Below are 16,749 nucleotides of genomic sequence, written 5' to 3'. Positions count from 1 at the left end.
TATGATAATATACATCATGTGATTGCTCTTCGTTAATAAATAGGGGTAAGGAAGAATGGTGACAAATGTATTTTATAAACATGCATTTTTATACAATTTTACAACAGCTATTCTTTATTTTTTGCAGGTTACTTATGTTAGTGCTGCAGGATCTTCAAGTGATGCAGGAGAGACATTTTATAAATGTGATGATAGAAAAACACACTTTCTCGCAGATAAAGTTTATTACTTAAAAAACTCTCAGGAGGCTGCACCTATTGCGGCTATATATGTAGAAAAGTCAGGCACTGTTATTGATGCGTCTCAGATAACTGTCATGGGTGATAATCCAAAGACAATAACCACATATGGTGGATATGCAAAAGATGGCGGAAAGCTTGTTCTAACTGATTCAAATTTTAACAATATACCCGCTCTTCGCGCTCAGGATGCAGTTATTAGCATGACAAATGGGTCAATTAAGGGGAGTTCGCACGCCATTTATGCATCTGGGAAAAAAACAGATGTTGCTTTAGTTACTGTAAATATTGATATTGAGCCAGATAATTTGGGTATAAAAGGGATTGGTATTCTCAGTGGTTTTGGTGCGCAGGTTAGAACGGCAGGCGGTAACGTCACTTTTAATGGGATTGGATCATTTTCAACACGGTTTGGGGGACGGTATATTATCGACACCATGACCATTAAGGGAGAAGGAAAAAGGGAGAATTCTGTAGCTAGTAATAGAGACACGAGTACATTACCAGAAGCCTTTGAGGTATTTCAAGGTGGTTCTGTTCATTTGAAGAGTAGTTCTGTTCAGCTTACCGATATGCATGGCTTTTTGATTAAAAACTTTTCATTTTATGCAGATTTTAATGCAGATGAAAACAGATTATTTCTCAAGCGTGGTTTCTCAGACCACTTTGTAGATACAAGTATTAAGATTGAAAGATCAAATATTTCTGTACAGGGGGAGGGAGCACACGGTTTGTATTTTCATGCACTAACTCTCGACGATACTGTTAGTATGCTCAATCAAGATGGTATAAAACTTTCAGGAAAAGAAAGGGTTGTTCTGGGGAAAGCATCTGTTCATTTAAAAAATACAACTTTTACAGTTGCAGATGGTATAGCCATTTATAGTACGGGGTCTAATGGCTATGGATCTGAAGGAACTCTTGAATTATCGGAAGAAACAAAGATCTCTGGTGATTTGTTGTTAAAAGCTGAAAATAATTCTTCTCTATTTGTTAAAGCTGCCGCTTCTTCGCTCACAGGAGATGCGCGCGTTGAAGATATATCTAGTGCTGGACTAGAATTAACGCGTGGCTCGACATGGTATCTCACCAAAAGCAAATATAATAAAGGTTTGCAGGGAGCAGATTCTACAGATTCATCAATTTCATATGTAAGTCTTTCCGATAGTACTATTGTTTTTAATAAATATCTATCTAGCGGTTATCAGACGCTGCGCATTGGAAAAAAAACGGATATAGCTGAAGAAGGCAAGATATTATACGGGCTAGCGGATCAAAAAGCATACACTGCAGTGGGGAATGTTCAGATTAAGTTGAGTGCGTTTTTGAATGATGATGGTTTGTTTGATCCTCAACAAACGGATCGCATTTTGATCTATGGTGATGTTTCTGGAAGAACTCTCATTCATATGCAAAATTTTTTAAAAACTTCGCACAAAGAGGTACGCGGCGGAAAAGATCAAAGTATTTCACTTATTCAAGTTTCCGGGACAGCACAGGAAGATTCTTTTAAACTGGCCGATGATTATACTACAGTTAATGGTTTTCCTTATCAATATCGTCTTCGTGGCTATGGTCCAGGTTCTTCTTTTGGAAAAGCGGATTCTGGGAACAGGTTAGTTGAAGGTGAAGGAGATTTTTGGGATTTCCGCCTCGAAGGCGTTTATATTAAATCAGAAGCAGAGTCTTCTGAGACCATACCTATTACACCAATATCTATTCCGTTTGTGTTATTGGAGCCAGGTGATCTTTCATCTTCTGAACCCTCTGCGCCGGTAGATCCTTCACTTTATTCCTCTGTGCCTATTACACCGACATCTATTTCGTCAGTGCCTTCTGATCAAAGTAACCCCATACCTACAGATTCTTCCCCCACTCCATCTACGTCTGTTACACCGACACCTTCTCCGTCTGCGCCCTCTGATTCAAGTAATCCTATCCCTACAGATTCTGTCCCCACTCCACCATCTACGTCTGTTACACCGACACCTTCTCCGTCTGCGCCCTCTGATCCAAGTGATCCTACACCTACAGATCCTACCTCCACTCCACCATCTACGTCTGTTACACCAACATATACTTATTCTGAGCTCTCTGATCCAAGTGATTCTATACCTACAGATCCTTTACCTTCTCCTACTCCTTCTGTTCCTGTTAATCCTGATGTTCAGAACGAGCCAAGAATTAAGGCTGTGGTTCCGCAAGTGCCAACTTATCTCCTTCTACCAAATGCTTTATTCCATGCTGGCTTGATGGATCTTACCACTCAAAATAGAAAATTGGAGACAATGCGAAGCGCTTCTATAGGTTCTTTAAAGGGTGGTGAAAATACAGCCTTTTTTATCCGTGGTTATGGTGGAAGCCATCATTATGCTTCCAATTTGTCTGCTTCTGAATATGGTTATGGAGCCGAACTCGATTATAGTGCGCTGGAAGCAGGCGTTTTGCTGAAAGAAATTGAGAGTTCATACAGCCGCACATTCTTTGGGGTTACGGGAACTTATGGAAACCTCTCTCTCCATCCTCTAAATGTTGAACAAAGCAAAAAAAGTCCATTTGATAAATGGTCCGTTGCTGCTTATGGAAGTCTGCAACATGACGCGGGTTTTTATATGGATGGGTTGTTATCTTACGGTCTGTTTAGGGGTGATATTTTCACTCTTGCACGGGGCAAGACAGCAACGCTAAAGGGTAAACAATTCAATGCTTCCATGACCAGTGGTAAAACATTTACAGTAGGTCATAAGGGTTTTGTTTTTGATCCGCAGGTTCAGCTTATTTATCAGCATCTTCAGTTTGGTGGTATGCGTGATATTGATGGTCTTGATATTGATATGGGAAAATTTAATCAATGGACGGCACGTGCTGGTGGGCGTTTAACTAAGTTTCTTGCGCTCTTTGAAGAAGGGCGTGTTATTTCTTTCTATGGTAAGCTTTATCTTATGCGTAGTTTTGGAGATAGACAGTTTGTATCATTTAAAAATGATTTCCAGTTAGGTGATTTTGGTTCTTCTTTAGAAGTGGGTCTTGGTTTTAATGCCAAATTATCTTCGAAATTTGTACTTCATGGAGATATAAATTATCAGCATAGGCTGACAAAAGCAGGCTTTTCTGGAGCAAGTTTTTCTGCTGGTTTGCGCCACCTTTTTTGACAAAATATGATATGTACTTTTATAAAAAAGGCAGTAGAGAGTGCTGCCTTTTAATTTATTGAAATCTTCTCTTATTTTTTCTAAGTGGTTCTTTTGTCTTGATGAAAAAGATTAACAATATATGATTTCTTTTATTTGTGATTGAAAACACCTCTTAACTGTATTGTTTTCTTCTACACTACAACGAATTTTCCAAAAATTTTGTCGTTTATAATATGACATGAGATTGGTGATTTCATTTTTATTTTTAGAATCTTTAATGATGAATGCTTGATGCTAATGATGTAATGTTTCAAAAAGTTGTCTACTATTGACGGTTTTTTATCAATATAAGCGGATCAGAATTGGTTTTTGGAGGCGGCTTTCCTAGCATATTTTATTTATTTTTGTCCATCTCGTTACCATTTTTGGTGTATGGTGCAAGTTTGAGTTATGATCTTATTGTTATGTTCTGTTTTAAATTTTACTTTTATATCAGAATACAAAATATATTAACATTTATGTACATTTAAAGAAGTACATCTTCATTTTATTTTCTTATTTTTAAGCTATTTACTTGGGTATTTTTTGAGCAATACTGGTATTTTAAGAAAGGAAGAAGGGAACTTGAGGTAAGATTATGATGAAAATGTTTTAAAAAATGTGCTTTCCTATGTTTCTACAGTTATGATTTTTTCTTTTTTGCAAATTGTAGGCGCTAATGCAAATTTTGAAAAAAGTAGATTTCAGCATATTATCCCTGTTGCTACAGCAGCGCAAGAAGATGTTAAGACGATGCGTGTCACAATTATCGGTATTCCAAATGATAGTGTTGGAAAAGAAAGAGTTTATAACCAGATAGTTTGAGAAAGTAAGTGTTGGCGTTGTGGTTGGAAAAACGTTTGATGTTTTTTCAAAGATTTTTTCGAAAAGTTTTTTACTAGTTTATTTTTAAGTGTTATGAAATTTTTCTTGAACCTTGCCAAAGCAATTTTAAGCAAAACAGTCTTAAGTTCCATTCTTCTAGTATTGTGAATAGGCATGTTGGTATTCTCTATGATGATGGCAAGCCGTTTTTTGCTAGAAGTTTTAAGGATAAGTGTCTTTTATGGAAGTAGGCAGTATGACACAGGTTTTTTATGAATGGGTTGTTATCTTATGGTCTATTTAGGGGTGATATTTTCGCTCTTACACGGGGTAAAACAGCAACGTTAAAAGATAAACAGCTCAGTCATTTTAAAGATATTTTCTAGTTTGATGCATTTGATTTTTCTTTAGAGAGGAAGATGGGTTTCATGCGCAATTGCTTCTGGAAGATTGTGCGGCTGTTTTTATCTGCAATGATTGTTATTGTTGGTGCTTTTCTTAAACAGTGATGTTAATAATACCACATTCACCGCTTTCGCTGCCGAAAGCTAGGTTGTGCCCCGTCTGATCCCAGTTTAGCGCTGAAATGGCACTTTTCCCACAGTTTTTGAGAAGAACTTCTTTTTTACCGCAAAAATGTGCACACAAAATCATTCCATCATTGAAGCCTATTGCTACAATTTCTTTGCTTGGGTGGCATGCAACGGTACTGACAAGCGCATTTGCTCGTGTGCCGAGTTCTAAAGGTGCTTTCCCCATGGGGCCATCTTTCGCATGAAAGGGCCAAACAATGGCTGCTGATGCGCCTGATGTTGCTAGCCATTTTCCTTTTGAGCTCCAAGACCAGCTTTTGACTTTACTTGGGTAGCCACTCATGCGTAAATGTTGGTTATCTGCGAGACGCCAGCCATGTAGAGAATTTTCTTGCATAGTAGAAATGACATAGCGGTTATCTGGTGAGAAAGTGACACCAAAATGCGCCCCTTTCCATACCAGTGTTGTTGGAGTTGTTTGCGTTGATAACCAATGAAGGGTAACACCATTGTAATGGGCAACGGCAAGACGTAGACCCTTTGGGGCAAAAGCAAGACCCTCCACACTGTGTTCATGAATAAGTTCTTGCAGTCCTTTACCGACATTTGCCAATGTTAGACGTGAAGAGGAAAAGGCAAAAACTTTCTGTGGTCCAAAAGCAACCTCGTTTATCCATTTGCGTTCTTGTTGACCCAGAACTTCTGTACAACCATCTGCTGTTGTTTTACAGGCTTTTCCATCTTCTCCACCTGTGATGATCGCTGTATTATCATGAGAAAAATGGCTTGAAATTGTTCCTTGGTGAACTTCAATGATTTCTGGGGTTGAACTTAAAAAAACAATTAAACCTTCTACCGAGACGAAGGCTGGTTTATTGTCAATAAAACCGCAGGAAAGGCAGTAGCTTTGGATATCGTAATTGGTAATGCTTGGGACTGTCATTCACTTATGCACAATTTTCAAAACCAGCTTTAAGTTTTTCGGCATCAAGGGTACGGCCGATAAAAACAAGTCGGCTTTCACGTTTTTCATCTTCACGCCATGGGCGTTGATGCTGTCCTTCAAGAATCATATGTATGCCTTGAATGGCATAACGATCATTGTCTCCTTGAAATGCGATAATTCCTTTTAAACGCAAGATATCAGGGCCTTGTTGCTGCGTAATTTGTTGGATCCATGGAAAAAACTTTTCTGGTTGGAGAGCACCTGTTTTTAAACTTACAGAAGTGACCGTAATGTCATGAATGGTAGATGCATGGTGATGTTGATGATCATGATTGCAATCTGGGCTACACACATGGCCTGAATGTTGGTGATCTAGAAAATGGGGTTCGTGATCTAAAGCACGTTGGAGATCAAAGGAACCACGATCAAGGAGTTTATCAAGAGGGATATTGGTGCGCTCTGTTGCATAAAGTACAGTTTGGGGATTAATTGCAAGAATGAGCGATTCAGCATGTGCACGTTCTTGCGCATTAACAAGATCAATCTTATTTAAAAGAACGATATCAGAAAAGGCAATTTGATCTTCAGCTTCACGGCTCTTTTTCAGTTGAAACGGTAAATGTTTTGCATCAACGACTGCTATGACACTGTCAAGAGCCGTTTTTTCATGTACAGTATCATCCATGAAAAAAGTTTGTGCAACGGGAACAGGATCAGCAAGCCCTGTTGTTTCTATAATGATCGCATCAAATCGATGAGAACGTTGCATCAGGCTTTCCAGAATGCGAATAAGATCACCGCGCACGGTGCAGCAAACACAGCCATTATTCATTTCATAAATTTCTTCGTCTGATTCAACGATAAGGTCATTATCGATGCCAATTTCACCAAATTCGTTAACGATGACTGCATAACGTTTGCCATGGTTTTCGCTTAAGATACGATTGAGAAGAGTGGTTTTTCCTGATCCAAGATAGCCCGTGAGAACCGTAACAGGAAGTTTCTTGGGCATATTTTTTGTCTTTTCCATGGCTGTGCTTTTTATCATAATGCGTTTATTTTAAATCGATTGATATCGTCAAGTAAACCACGAAGTCCACAAAGAACATGAGAAAAAATTACTTCACCTGCTTTTGATGTTGCTTCGCTTGCATTGCCTGCTGCTCCTTGTGCGTTAAGATCACGCATTGTCCAACCAAAGGCATGAGAACCATAAGCACGTAAATACCGATAATTGGCAATCATATCAGCTTGCTTATTATGAAAATTTTTTGCCTTCTCCATAAGCACTTTTTCTGGTGCTAAATAGAGCATTAAGGAGGTTTCGATAAATCCTCCATGGATATCAAGATGCTGTTGAGATGGTTTCATTAAACCTTGCGGTAGACCAAAACGATTCCAACTTGTCGCTACCGCGAGCATTGAAAAACGCCTTCGTAATTCGGTGATAACAATGCTCATTAAAGGTGAATTGCCTCCGTGAGCGTTGAGAAGAAGAAAACGTTTGATACCTTTACGATAGCAGCTTTCACCAATGTTTATCCACCGCTCTATGGCATCAGAAAAGGTAAGTGTTTGTGTGCCAGTGACATCCATGTGTTCTACAGAATAGCCAATCTTTTCAACCGGTAAGAGTGTGATATGAAATTGTTCTTTTGTTTGTAAAGTGAGTGTTTTTGCAAAAGCTTCAGCAATAATCCAATCAGTTTCAAAGGGGAGATGACTTCCATGATATTCGTGTGCGCCCAAGGGTAGAATAGCGAGAAAAGGCGTATCGGATACCATAAATTTATTACCCAAAAGAGAAGTTAATAGATACAAGGTGATCAAAAATAGCAGATTCGCCTCTCCCAATCTAATCTATATATGAGAGAAACGCAAATAGGAGCATTTTCACATAAAATGTGGATTCTACAGAAATGAGAGCTTTGTCAAAAATGGTAAAAATATTCTTAAAAAAATTATCTTAATTTTTGATGCGATGTTAGCTTCTTGGTACTAAAGGGTAAGACATATTTTGTGAAATTTTCCACTAAGTGTTTTTGTTCTTAAAATTGAGTATCTGGAGATTCAACACTCTACAGTACAGAATTTAAAATAAATCCTTTCTTTATTATTCAAAATGCAATTTAGGCTGAGTTACGAATATTCCGATCACTGTTATGGAGGTAAAAAGCACGAGAGACGCATGTTGGTGTGAAAAAAATCATTATGATTGATTTTGAATTTCCGTCAAGATTATAGGAGTCGTTTTGTTGAAGAATATGTATAAATATATCAAAATATTAGAGAGTTTTGTTTGATCAATAGGATTTTTAACAGTCTGCGAGCAGTTTTTTGTGTGAATGAATAGATGGAGTCACTAGGGTAATTGGTTAGCGTTAATACGGTGGAGAGGCAATCACATGTTTTGCGGTAAAATATAACGCTTAAAATGGGCGGGAAGGTATATAGGCTTTTCCTATGGTGTCCGTACCGTGATTGCATTTACCAATACTCAATGTTGCTACTTTTCATGCACTTATAAATAGCTCATAGCCTTCACGGTCAATACACTCCGAAACCACCTTTTATCAATCTACCCATGGATCCACCTTGTGGACTGCGATTAAATGATTCTCGATGATTTTTTACGATAATATAAAAAATGACAAATGCTACAACATCATATATTTTAACATAATGTGAAAAATGATGATTTATAATGGAAAATAAATGGGTTACTGGTTTATGGCAATAAGATTTATTTTTTCATATAAATTATTATTCTGCATATTAAGTCACATTTCTTGCTCTTGTAATATTTCGTTGTTTCAAAGGATTATTATAAATAAGAAAAAATTGTTCAATAACAGGTTAATACAAGAATTTACGGGCGTGTTGAAAAACAGTTTTGGAATAGATTTGATATAGGTTAATGAAATCATCTTAATGTAAAAGTAAGGAATAACATTGGAGGATCATAAATATAATAAATTCGTACCATTTTTATATTTACTAGTTCCCAATGCTACACTTATTTTACATTTAAACAAGTCATTAAGAGGCATATTGAGTTCTTTTTCAAACGGTTTTAATTATACGCCAATTCCTCTTGTGATGTGCAAGGCAATAATTTTTATGATTTTGAAGAAAAAAGATTGAAATGAAAAAATATTTCTGGACTCAGTGATCTTGTTTATTATCATGAATGATAAATTATACTTATAAATCAATTTATTATATTATAAAAAACACATTATTTTGATGTTAATGAAAAAGAAGAAAAATATCTTTGTTTCTTTGATTAGCAAGTTTACATCTAAAATTTCTTAGTGAGCGTGTCATTTTTTCTTATGCTAAAATGAATCTTCTCAAATTCTTTGGCAATGATAATATGGTGCAGCTCAGTGATAAAGACTACTTTGGTTGGGTAAAATTTTTAATAATGCAGGTTTATAGTTATGTTCAATTACCTTATCAATATCATTTTCTATAGTAGTCTATTTTTCGGATAATCTTCCTAAGCAAGTGTTTTAGAAATGCGTTTTTCTAGTGTATTGCTTCACCGTTTGTAATTTCTATCTTTGATGTATCATTTTTTATTTTGCAAATTTTAAATTATGTTTTTTTTGTGTCTTTACATGTAATACATAATGTGTTATATGATGAATTATGTTGATTTTATACAGATCATATTACTAGATAAGTATTAAATTGATTAAAACAAGAATTTATTTTTTATGTATATGAACATTCTTTCATTTTTTCAGTGAAGAAAAAGAGGAGCAAAGAAAGCTATGTTTAAAATATTTAAAAATCGTATGTTTTTATACGTTTTTACAGCATTTATTCTTTTTTCTGTACAAACTGTAGATGGTAATGCAAGTATTGTGACAGCCCGATTTCAAGAGGGGAAAATTGTGCTAGGAAAAAATACAGTCATGGAGACAGTAGATAAAGCTGTGATCCGTGACGATGAGGGACAAGGCGGATTAGCTTTTGGAAAAATTGAAAAAGTATCCTTATTTACGGCATTTTGGGGCAGTGTGGATATTCTCTCATTGCTTTCTTCTTTACTTAGCTGTAGTACGCCCACAGCTTTGATAGCTATTATATCGTTATTGCTTTAAATTCAATAGAAGATTTACCGATTTTATCGCTGAGTTTTGCTGTTTGTTTTATTATTTTAAGAAATCAGTATTTGGAGTGGTCTATGCTGTATTGGATAGGAAGAATTGCTGAAAACACTGTAGGATGTTTCTTCGATAGGTATCAGTGAAAGTTCAAAAACTTTCAATTGACAGTTGTCATTTTTACATTATGGCTATTTTGCAGTAACAAGCCAACACTATTGTTATATTTACTAGCTTCCAATGTTGCTACCTGCTCTTGTATTAAGGTGGTTTATGAAAAGGCATATTTGAACATTTTTTATGGTTTAAATAGAGGATAAAACAAAGAAATATTCCTGTATTCGGTGTTTTAACGCAAAATGAAAAATAATAAATTATACTTATAAATCAATATGTTGATTTAAAAAGCAATAATGGTTTATTCACGCATTAGCGGGAGGGGGAGAAATTAAGCAAAAGATCTTGTTTAGTGCGAAGACGTGCAATCCATTGGTCTTCACGGATAGCGGTATTATGCACTGTAATGAGTTCATTCTTTTTAATTTCAGCTATCACTGTTGCTTTTTCTAGAAGACCACAGGGAATAGCTTGGTGAGCGCGTGCTTCTGCAGCACTCATTGTCCAAGCACGATAACTATAAAGGCCAATAAAATCTAACTGATCGCCGGGGTGTAAATCTTTTTTAGCAACAGCACAAACTTCTGCTACTGGGTGATTAAGTGGAACCATATCTTTTTTGCCATAAAGCATAACACGTGCACAGGTTAGGGGAACTTCCATTGCGGTTAAATGATAGGGACGATGAAAGGTGAAGTAGGGTCCCTGACCAATTTTTAAGTCTTCCATGCGTTCGCGTAAACGTGGATGCGCTATTTCTGCAATGACAAAAACACCCGGGGAAACTCCTTGACCTATTGAATAGTCCACAACACCATATTGCTTCAAAATACCACCATCTCGTTGGGGGATAAGCACTTTGCTTAAATCTTGAAGCGCTACTTGTGGCCCATGCATTCCTGGGCAATCGGGAATAAGCCCGGTTGCATTAGCAATTGCTGCCATTTCAACCATCGTTTTGGAACCATCAATAAATTCAACCAACATGCGTACATTCATATTACGTTGTAACGCTTCTTCTTCGTAAGCATCAGGTGTGGCATCAAAGATAAGAGGATTATTTTTTCCCTTACCAGCGGCAACAATTTTATGCCCAAGTGCTGAGACAAATTCGATAAGTTCCATACAGGAAGAAGGTTCGTCACCTGCGCCAAGTGTATAAATGAGTCCTCGTCTTTCTGCTTCATGTTTGAGATAAGCACCAATCGTAACATCTGCTTCAACATTCATTGTGACAAGATGTTTGTTGTTCTCAAATGTTTTGAAACCAATTTTTGCACCAGCTTCAGGATAGCCAGTTGCATCAACAACAATATCAATTTGTTCATGGCGCAAGACAAGGTCAATATCGCTTGTGATTGCAGTTAAACCTTTTTCGATGGTTTGGGTTAAGGCATTAGCATTTTCAACTTCGCGTGCATGACCATCTTCGCCATAGGCTAGTGTAGCGGCATCAAAGACACGTGAAGGTGTGCGGGTGGCAACAGCTGCAATCATTATGCCGTCCATATGTGCAATGCTTGACAGCAAATCTGTCCCCATTTCACCACAGCCAATTAGTCCGACACGAATGGGGGAATGGTTTTCTGCACGCTGCTTCAAATCATGCGCTAAACCTGTTAGGCTCACATTGCTTGCCATTATTTTTTCCCGTTTGAAAATTACCTTATTAAAGAGGTGTTTTCTTGTTCATAAGGCGAATTTGCGTTTAAAACAGTTAATCTTTTATTCTTGATGCTCTAATCAATGGGTTTTATAAAAGCAAGAGGGTAGAGATACTTTTATCAAATAAAACAGGAATAGCGTTATGCAGCAGAAAATAGCAGTACAGGATGTAGCTAATTTTGTTGGGAAAGAAATAGGATTATCTCAATGGCGTCTTGTTACATAGGATATGATTAATCAATTTGCATGCGCAACAGATGATTATCAATGGATACATGTAGATGAGGAAAATGCTAAAAAAACGCCTTTTGGTGGCACTATCGCTCATGGTTTTTTACATTATCGCTTTTGTCTATGTTAGCTTATGAGGCACTTCCAGAGTTGGAAGGTGCAACAATGGGTATTAATTATGGTTTTGATAAAGTACGCTTTATGAGCCCCGTGAAAACAGGAGCACGGGTACGTGCTCGTTTTGTTTTATATGATGCCGAAATTCGTCCTTCTGGTCGAGTTGTTTTTCATTATGGAGTCACAGTGGAAATTGAAAAGTTAAAAAAAACAGCTCTCACTGCTCAATGGCTTGTTGTTGCTATGGTTGGAGAGAAGTTCGCAGACTCATAAATTTCTTTAATGCTTTGTTTTATCAAGTTTTTGCACAATTCTATCAGAAGACCATTGGATAAAACATTAAGAATGATCAAAAGAATGATGACACTTGTCATGATGGAGGTATTATAACACTGGTAGCCATAGCGGATTGCTCTGTCATCTAGATAGGTTTCATTGCTTTTTGCTGTGGCTGGGAATATGTTCGCAGACTCCTAAATTTCTTTAATGCTTTGTTTTATCAAGTTTTTGCACAATTCTATCAGAAGACCATTGGATAAAACATTAAGAATGATCAAAAGAATGATGACACTTGTCATGATGGAGGTATTATAACACTGGTAGCCATAGCGGATTGCTCTGTCATCTAGATAGGTTTCATTGCTTTTTGCTGTGGCTGGGAATATGTTCGCAGACTCCTAAATTTCTTTAATGCTTTGTTTTATCAAGTTTTTGCACAATTCTATCAGAAGACCATTGGATAAAACATTAAGAATGATCAAAAGAATGATGACACTTGTCATGATGGAGGTATTATAACACTGGTAGCCATAGCGGATTGCTCTGTCATCTAGATAGGTTTCATTGCTTTTTGCTGTGGCTGGGAATATGTTCGCAGACTCCTAAATTTCTTTAATGCTTTGTTTTATCAAGTTTTTGCACAATTCTATCAGAAGACCATTGGATAAAACATTAAGAATGATCAAAAGAATGATGACACTTGTCATGATGGAGGTATTATAACACTGGTAGCCATAGCGGATTGCTCTGTCATCTAGACAGGTTTCATTGCTTTTTGCTGTGGCTGGGAAGATGTTCGCAGACTCCTAAATTTCTTTAATGCTTTGTTTTATCAAGTTTTTGCACAATTCTATCAGAAGACCATTGGGTAAAAACATTAAGAATGATCAAAAGAATGATGACACTTGTCATGATGGAGGTATTATAACGCTGGTAGCCATAGCGGATTGCCATGTCGCCTAAACCACCTCCGCCGAGATATCCAGCGAGCGAAGTGGCTCCAATAAGAGAAATAATCATGACTGTAAAACCCGTGATTAGGCTAGGGAGCGTTTCAGGAATAAGAACATACCTGACAATTTGAAGACGACTTGCTCCCATAGAACGGACAGCTTCAATTAAGCCGTTGTCAACTGTTTTAAAAGAGAGCTCTGCCATTCGCGCATAAAAAGGAATAGCTGAAATGGTGAGCACAAAGATCACAGAAGGCATTCCTACACCTCTTCCTACAATCATACGGGTAATAGGGAGAAGGTAAAATGCAAGAATAATAAAGGGAATGGCACGAATACTATCAATAATAATGCTCAAAGGGCGATTGATAAGATATGAGGAAAAAATCCCTCCACGTGCGGTTGTGTAAAGTAGAAGACCAAGGGGAAGACCTATAATAAGTGCCATCAAAGAAGCACTTATCGCCATCAATATTGTATCAAAAACGGCGTTGGGGAGTTCCTGAGAGAGAACATTAAACATAACCTAAAACCTCGCAATATCGTCCTTTTTCTGTCAACCACTGAATAGCTTTTTCTAAAGCTTCTTTGTTTTGGCTAGGAAGACCTAAGAACAAGCGTCCGATGGTTTCACCTTGAACTGTATCAATGCCACCATGCAGAATACGTGCTCTTAAACCAATCTCATCTTCTAGAAGGTGAAGAAAAGGTTGTTGGGCAATTTCACCTGCAATATTGATTTCAATGATCGCTTCTTGGCCTATTGGTTTAAGATTTTTTGCAAATTTTTCAGGAAGTTGTGGAGTAACAAGTTTGAGCATGGCAATGGTTGTCTCTTCTTGTGGTGACGTGAAAATATCTTTCACACATCCTTCTTCCACAATGCGTCCTTGATTGAGAACAACAACGCGATGGGCAATGGCACGTACAACTTCCATTTCGTGGGTAATGAGCAGAATAGTAAGATTGAGACGCTTATTAATATCGGCCAGCAGTTCTAGAATAGATTGCGTTGTTTCAGGATCAAGAGCGGAGGTTGCTTCATCTGATAATAATATTTTAGGATTAGCTGCTAGAGAGCGTGCAATACCAACACGTTGTTTCTGTCCTCCTGACAGTTCTGTTGGATAACAGTGCTCTTTACCACATAATCCTACCAATTCAATGAGTTCAAGGGCACGTTCGTGGCGCTGTTTTTTGTTTATACCTATTAATTTAAGTGGTAATGCAATATTACTAAGAACATTTTGCGATAATAAAAGATTAAAATGTTGAAAAATCATTCCAATACGTTGACGGTAAGGCGCCCATTCTGCTTCTGATAAATTTGAAATATCCACTCCTTCAAAAAAAATCGACCCTGCGTCAATTTTCTCTAATCCGTTTAAACAGCGAATAAGTGTCGATTTTCCTGCTCCACTGCGGCCGATAATACCAAGGATTTCACCTGCATGGATATTTAGAGATAAATTATCAATTGCCGGAATTTCAGCCGTCTTGTTAAAATAACGGCTGATCTTTTTCAAGGAGATAAGAGCGGGTTTTTCCATTCACAATTACCAAGATGTTTGGGCGGTTGTACCAAAAACTTCTTTGATTTTCGCACGGACAGGTTCGCTATTGTAGGCAGAAACTAATTGTTGGACCCACGGTTTATCTTTATCGCTGGTACGTACAACAATGATATTATTATAAGGATTATTTTCTACTCTTTCCCATGCAATCGCATCTTTTTGTAAGTCTAATCCGGAAATCAAAGCCCAGTTTGTGTTTATGATCGCAATGTCAAAATCATTAACTGCACGCCCTAACATACCTGCATCTAATTCACGAATTTGTAAATTCTTAAGGTTTTCAATAATATCAAGCGGAGATGCGAGAATATCATGAGGATCTTTTAACTTAATGAGGCCTAGAGAATTGAGGAGAAGTAATGCTCTCCCACCATTTGATGGATCGTTAGGAATGCCAACATGTGCTCCGTCACGCAGCTCTTTTATATCTTTGATTTTTTGAGAATAGACACCAATTGGTGCAATAAATGTATACCCTACAATTGAAAGTTTGTAACCACGCTGCTCAATTTGATTATTGAGGTAAGGTATGTGCTGAAAAGCATTCGCATCAATCTCCCCCGCATTAACAGCATCGTTAGGCAGAGTGTAATCAGAAAAATAAATAAGTTCAATATCTAAACCAGCTTTTTTAGCTTGTTCGACAGCGACTTTCCAAATACTCGCTTCATGCCCTTCCATAATACCGAGTTTGATTTTTGATTTATCTGCTGCCATGGAAAAGGCAGTAGAGAAGAAAAGTGCAAAGAGAGAAAGGAGTAATCCGATAGCGGCACTCTGAGATAACTTTTTTAATATCATGTGCATTCGTCTTTCTTTTTCAAGAGATTTTTTGAAGGGACGATCCAATATACTCTGTACTATCTTAAGGGAGTTTGAGACTATAAAAGCTTCATAGAATATTCAATCATTTTTATTCAGAAAATAATATTATTTTTCCCTATACTGTAAGCATTATACTGTAAGCATTCTTTTGAAAACAATATAATTAGCTAGCCGCACTTCTTTAAAATTCAGGAAATAAATTCTTATATTGCAATCATTTGTTTGGGGAACCAATGGCAATTTCAAAACTTCTTTAAGTGATGATTGGCTGAATAGCCTAGCGATCAGATGATGTTTTAGCAGTAAATCCATGAGGAGAATATTGCGCAATCAAGATAATAGGTCGTGTGTACAGGGCAGTAGGGGATACAAGTAAGGAAGCTTTTCTCAAAATGTGGTGAATCTTTAAGAAAACAAATAATTGATCACCGCTTTACTAAAACCCGGCAAATTTTTGCAAAGGCGAATATTTTGCTGTTGATAATTTGGAGAGGAAGAAAATAATGTTAAAAAAGAGTTTTTTATCAACTACAATGATTTTATTAGCTTTGGGTGGAGGGCTTGGAATGACTATTTCTCATGCGGTAGCTGGAACGGTTGCACGTGTAGCATCAAGTCAGGCGATTTTACGCACAGGTCCAGCGACAGCTTACAAAGTTATCACAACGGTTCCAACTGGAGCGAAAGTGCAAATTAATGGCTGTCTATCCAATAAAACTTGGTGTTTGCTTCATTATAATGGAAGGGATGGTTGGGCATCGGCACGTTATTTAAATGTCAACAATGTTCCTACAATTGCTTTGATACATATGGGCATGAAGCCAAGTTCTACGATAAAAGCACAAAGGGAAAAAGTAAAACAGGTTGTTTCCAGTTTTAAAACTCTTAGAGTGCCTCAAAAAACACAAAAAAACGTGCAAAAATTGTACAGAACAGATGTGATTATTGATTCCACGGGTGTAAAAAAAAGGGATGAACGAACAATTTTGAATCCATCACCAAAGGCACGCGGTGTGTCTGTAAAGCACGTGACTGCTTATAACCCCTTTTTTGCCGATGATGTCAATTTCAGAAATTTTGAACGGAATGAAACACGTTACCGTGTTGTGACCTATCCTGCTCCATAAAGATAAAAAAATCCAATGGTTATTGGGATG

At 37.2% G+C, this 16,749-nt stretch carries 11 protein-coding genes and 4 pseudogenes; 5 read left to right on the top strand and 10 right to left on the bottom strand.

The window, feature by feature from the left end:
* Positions 1-55 precede the first annotated feature (55 nt).
* Positions 56-3,391, top strand: coding sequence for an autotransporter outer membrane beta-barrel domain-containing protein (locus V4P57_RS06410; protein WP_455465743.1), 3,336 nt, complete (start codon positions 56-58; stop codon positions 3,389-3,391).
* A gap of 666 nt (positions 3,392-4,057) precedes the next feature.
* Positions 4,058-4,237, top strand: coding sequence for a hypothetical protein (locus V4P57_RS06405; RefSeq protein ID WP_455465742.1), 180 nt, complete (start codon positions 4,058-4,060; stop codon positions 4,235-4,237).
* Between the two features lie 498 nt (positions 4,238-4,735).
* On the opposite strand, the gene V4P57_RS06400 is transcribed toward V4P57_RS06405, so the two are convergent.
* From V4P57_RS06400 to V4P57_RS06390, 3 genes are read right to left on the bottom strand one after another with little or no spacing between them, the layout of a single operon-like run.
* Positions 4,736-5,713 carry a WD40 domain-containing protein gene (locus V4P57_RS06400; protein WP_455465741.1) on the bottom strand — a complete coding sequence of 326 codons (978 nt, stop codon included), beginning with the start codon at positions 5,711-5,713 and terminating at the stop codon, positions 4,736-4,738.
* A gap of 4 nt (positions 5,714-5,717) precedes the next feature.
* The gene (locus V4P57_RS06395; protein WP_455465740.1) at positions 5,718-6,746 is read right to left on the bottom strand and encodes a CobW family GTP-binding protein; all 1,029 of its coding nucleotides are present in this window, start codon (positions 6,744-6,746) and stop codon (positions 5,718-5,720) included.
* Positions 6,747-6,760: 14 nt separating this feature from the next.
* Positions 6,761-7,501, bottom strand: a complete 741-nt coding sequence (locus V4P57_RS06390) for a creatininase family protein (protein ID WP_455465739.1) — start codon at positions 7,499-7,501, stop codon at positions 6,761-6,763.
* Positions 7,502-9,495: 1,994 nt separating this feature from the next.
* Here V4P57_RS06390 and V4P57_RS06385 point away from each other — a divergent pair.
* On the top strand, positions 9,496-9,828 hold the full coding sequence (locus V4P57_RS06385; RefSeq protein ID WP_455465738.1) for a hypothetical protein: 333 nt from the start codon (positions 9,496-9,498) through the stop codon (positions 9,826-9,828).
* Between the two features lie 432 nt (positions 9,829-10,260).
* Here the strand turns inward: V4P57_RS06385 and V4P57_RS06380 are convergent, their stop codons facing one another.
* Complete coding sequence (locus V4P57_RS06380) at positions 10,261-11,589, bottom strand: NAD(P)H-dependent oxidoreductase (RefSeq protein WP_455465737.1); 1,329 nt, start codon at positions 11,587-11,589, stop codon at positions 10,261-10,263.
* Between the two features lie 166 nt (positions 11,590-11,755).
* On the opposite strand from V4P57_RS06380, the pseudogene V4P57_RS06375 reads away from it, so the two are divergent.
* A pseudogene (locus V4P57_RS06375) lies at positions 11,756-12,234 on the top strand (MaoC family dehydratase).
* 6 nt (positions 12,235-12,240) lie between these two features.
* Here the strand turns inward: V4P57_RS06375 and V4P57_RS06370 are convergent.
* The 6 genes and pseudogenes from V4P57_RS06370 to V4P57_RS06345 form a co-directional block, all read right to left on the bottom strand.
* Positions 12,241-12,386, bottom strand: a pseudogene (locus V4P57_RS06370) (ABC transporter permease); the annotation flags it as partial.
* Between the two features lie 58 nt (positions 12,387-12,444).
* Positions 12,445-12,590: pseudogene (locus V4P57_RS06365) on the bottom strand (ABC transporter permease); the annotation flags it as partial.
* Positions 12,591-12,648: 58 nt separating this feature from the next.
* A pseudogene (locus V4P57_RS06360) lies at positions 12,649-12,794 on the bottom strand (ABC transporter permease); the annotation flags it as partial.
* Positions 12,795-13,056: 262 nt separating this feature from the next.
* Complete coding sequence (locus tag V4P57_RS06355; protein ID WP_455465736.1) at positions 13,057-13,716, bottom strand: methionine ABC transporter permease; 660 nt, start codon at positions 13,714-13,716, stop codon at positions 13,057-13,059.
* Positions 13,709-14,743, bottom strand: coding sequence for a methionine ABC transporter ATP-binding protein (locus tag V4P57_RS06350; RefSeq protein ID WP_455465735.1), 1,035 nt, complete (start codon positions 14,741-14,743; stop codon positions 13,709-13,711). Before V4P57_RS06350 ends, V4P57_RS06355 begins: the two co-directional genes overlap by 8 nt.
* A 6-nt stretch (positions 14,744-14,749) precedes the next feature.
* Positions 14,750-15,568, bottom strand: a complete 819-nt coding sequence (locus tag V4P57_RS06345; RefSeq protein ID WP_455465734.1) for a MetQ/NlpA family ABC transporter substrate-binding protein — start codon at positions 15,566-15,568, stop codon at positions 14,750-14,752.
* A 527-nt stretch (positions 15,569-16,095) separates the two neighbouring features.
* Here V4P57_RS06345 and V4P57_RS06340 point away from each other — a divergent pair.
* Positions 16,096-16,719: an SH3 domain-containing protein gene (locus V4P57_RS06340; protein ID WP_455465733.1), complete on the top strand. Its 624-nt coding sequence runs from the start codon at positions 16,096-16,098 to the stop codon at positions 16,717-16,719.
* Positions 16,720-16,749 lie beyond the last annotated feature (30 nt).

It is taken from the genome of Bartonella sp. B39 (assembly GCF_053795145.1).
The sequence above is the reverse complement of the archived record's forward strand: the minus strand, read 5'-3'. Positions and strand labels throughout refer to the sequence as shown.

Coding starts and splice junctions, on each gene's coding strand:
- V4P57_RS06410 (WP_455465743.1), top strand. CDS start 56: ATGGTGACAAATGTATTTTATAAACATGCATTTTTATACAATTTTACA.
- V4P57_RS06405 (WP_455465742.1), top strand. CDS start 4,058: ATGATTTTTTCTTTTTTGCAAATTGTAGGCGCTAATGCAAATTTTGAA.
- V4P57_RS06400 (WP_455465741.1), bottom strand. CDS start 5,713: ATGACAGTCCCAAGCATTACCAATTACGATATCCAAAGCTACTGCCTT.
- V4P57_RS06395 (WP_455465740.1), bottom strand. CDS start 6,746: ATGGAAAAGACAAAAAATATGCCCAAGAAACTTCCTGTTACGGTTCTC.
- V4P57_RS06390 (WP_455465739.1), bottom strand. CDS start 7,501: ATGGTATCCGATACGCCTTTTCTCGCTATTCTACCCTTGGGCGCACAC.
- V4P57_RS06385 (WP_455465738.1), top strand. CDS start 9,496: ATGTTTAAAATATTTAAAAATCGTATGTTTTTATACGTTTTTACAGCA.
- V4P57_RS06380 (WP_455465737.1), bottom strand. CDS start 11,589: ATGGCAAGCAATGTGAGCCTAACAGGTTTAGCGCATGATTTGAAGCAG.
- V4P57_RS06355 (WP_455465736.1), bottom strand. CDS start 13,716: ATGTTTAATGTTCTCTCTCAGGAACTCCCCAACGCCGTTTTTGATACA.
- V4P57_RS06350 (WP_455465735.1), bottom strand. CDS start 14,743: ATGGAAAAACCCGCTCTTATCTCCTTGAAAAAGATCAGCCGTTATTTT.
- V4P57_RS06345 (WP_455465734.1), bottom strand. CDS start 15,568: ATGATATTAAAAAAGTTATCTCAGAGTGCCGCTATCGGATTACTCCTT.
- V4P57_RS06340 (WP_455465733.1), top strand. CDS start 16,096: ATGTTAAAAAAGAGTTTTTTATCAACTACAATGATTTTATTAGCTTTG.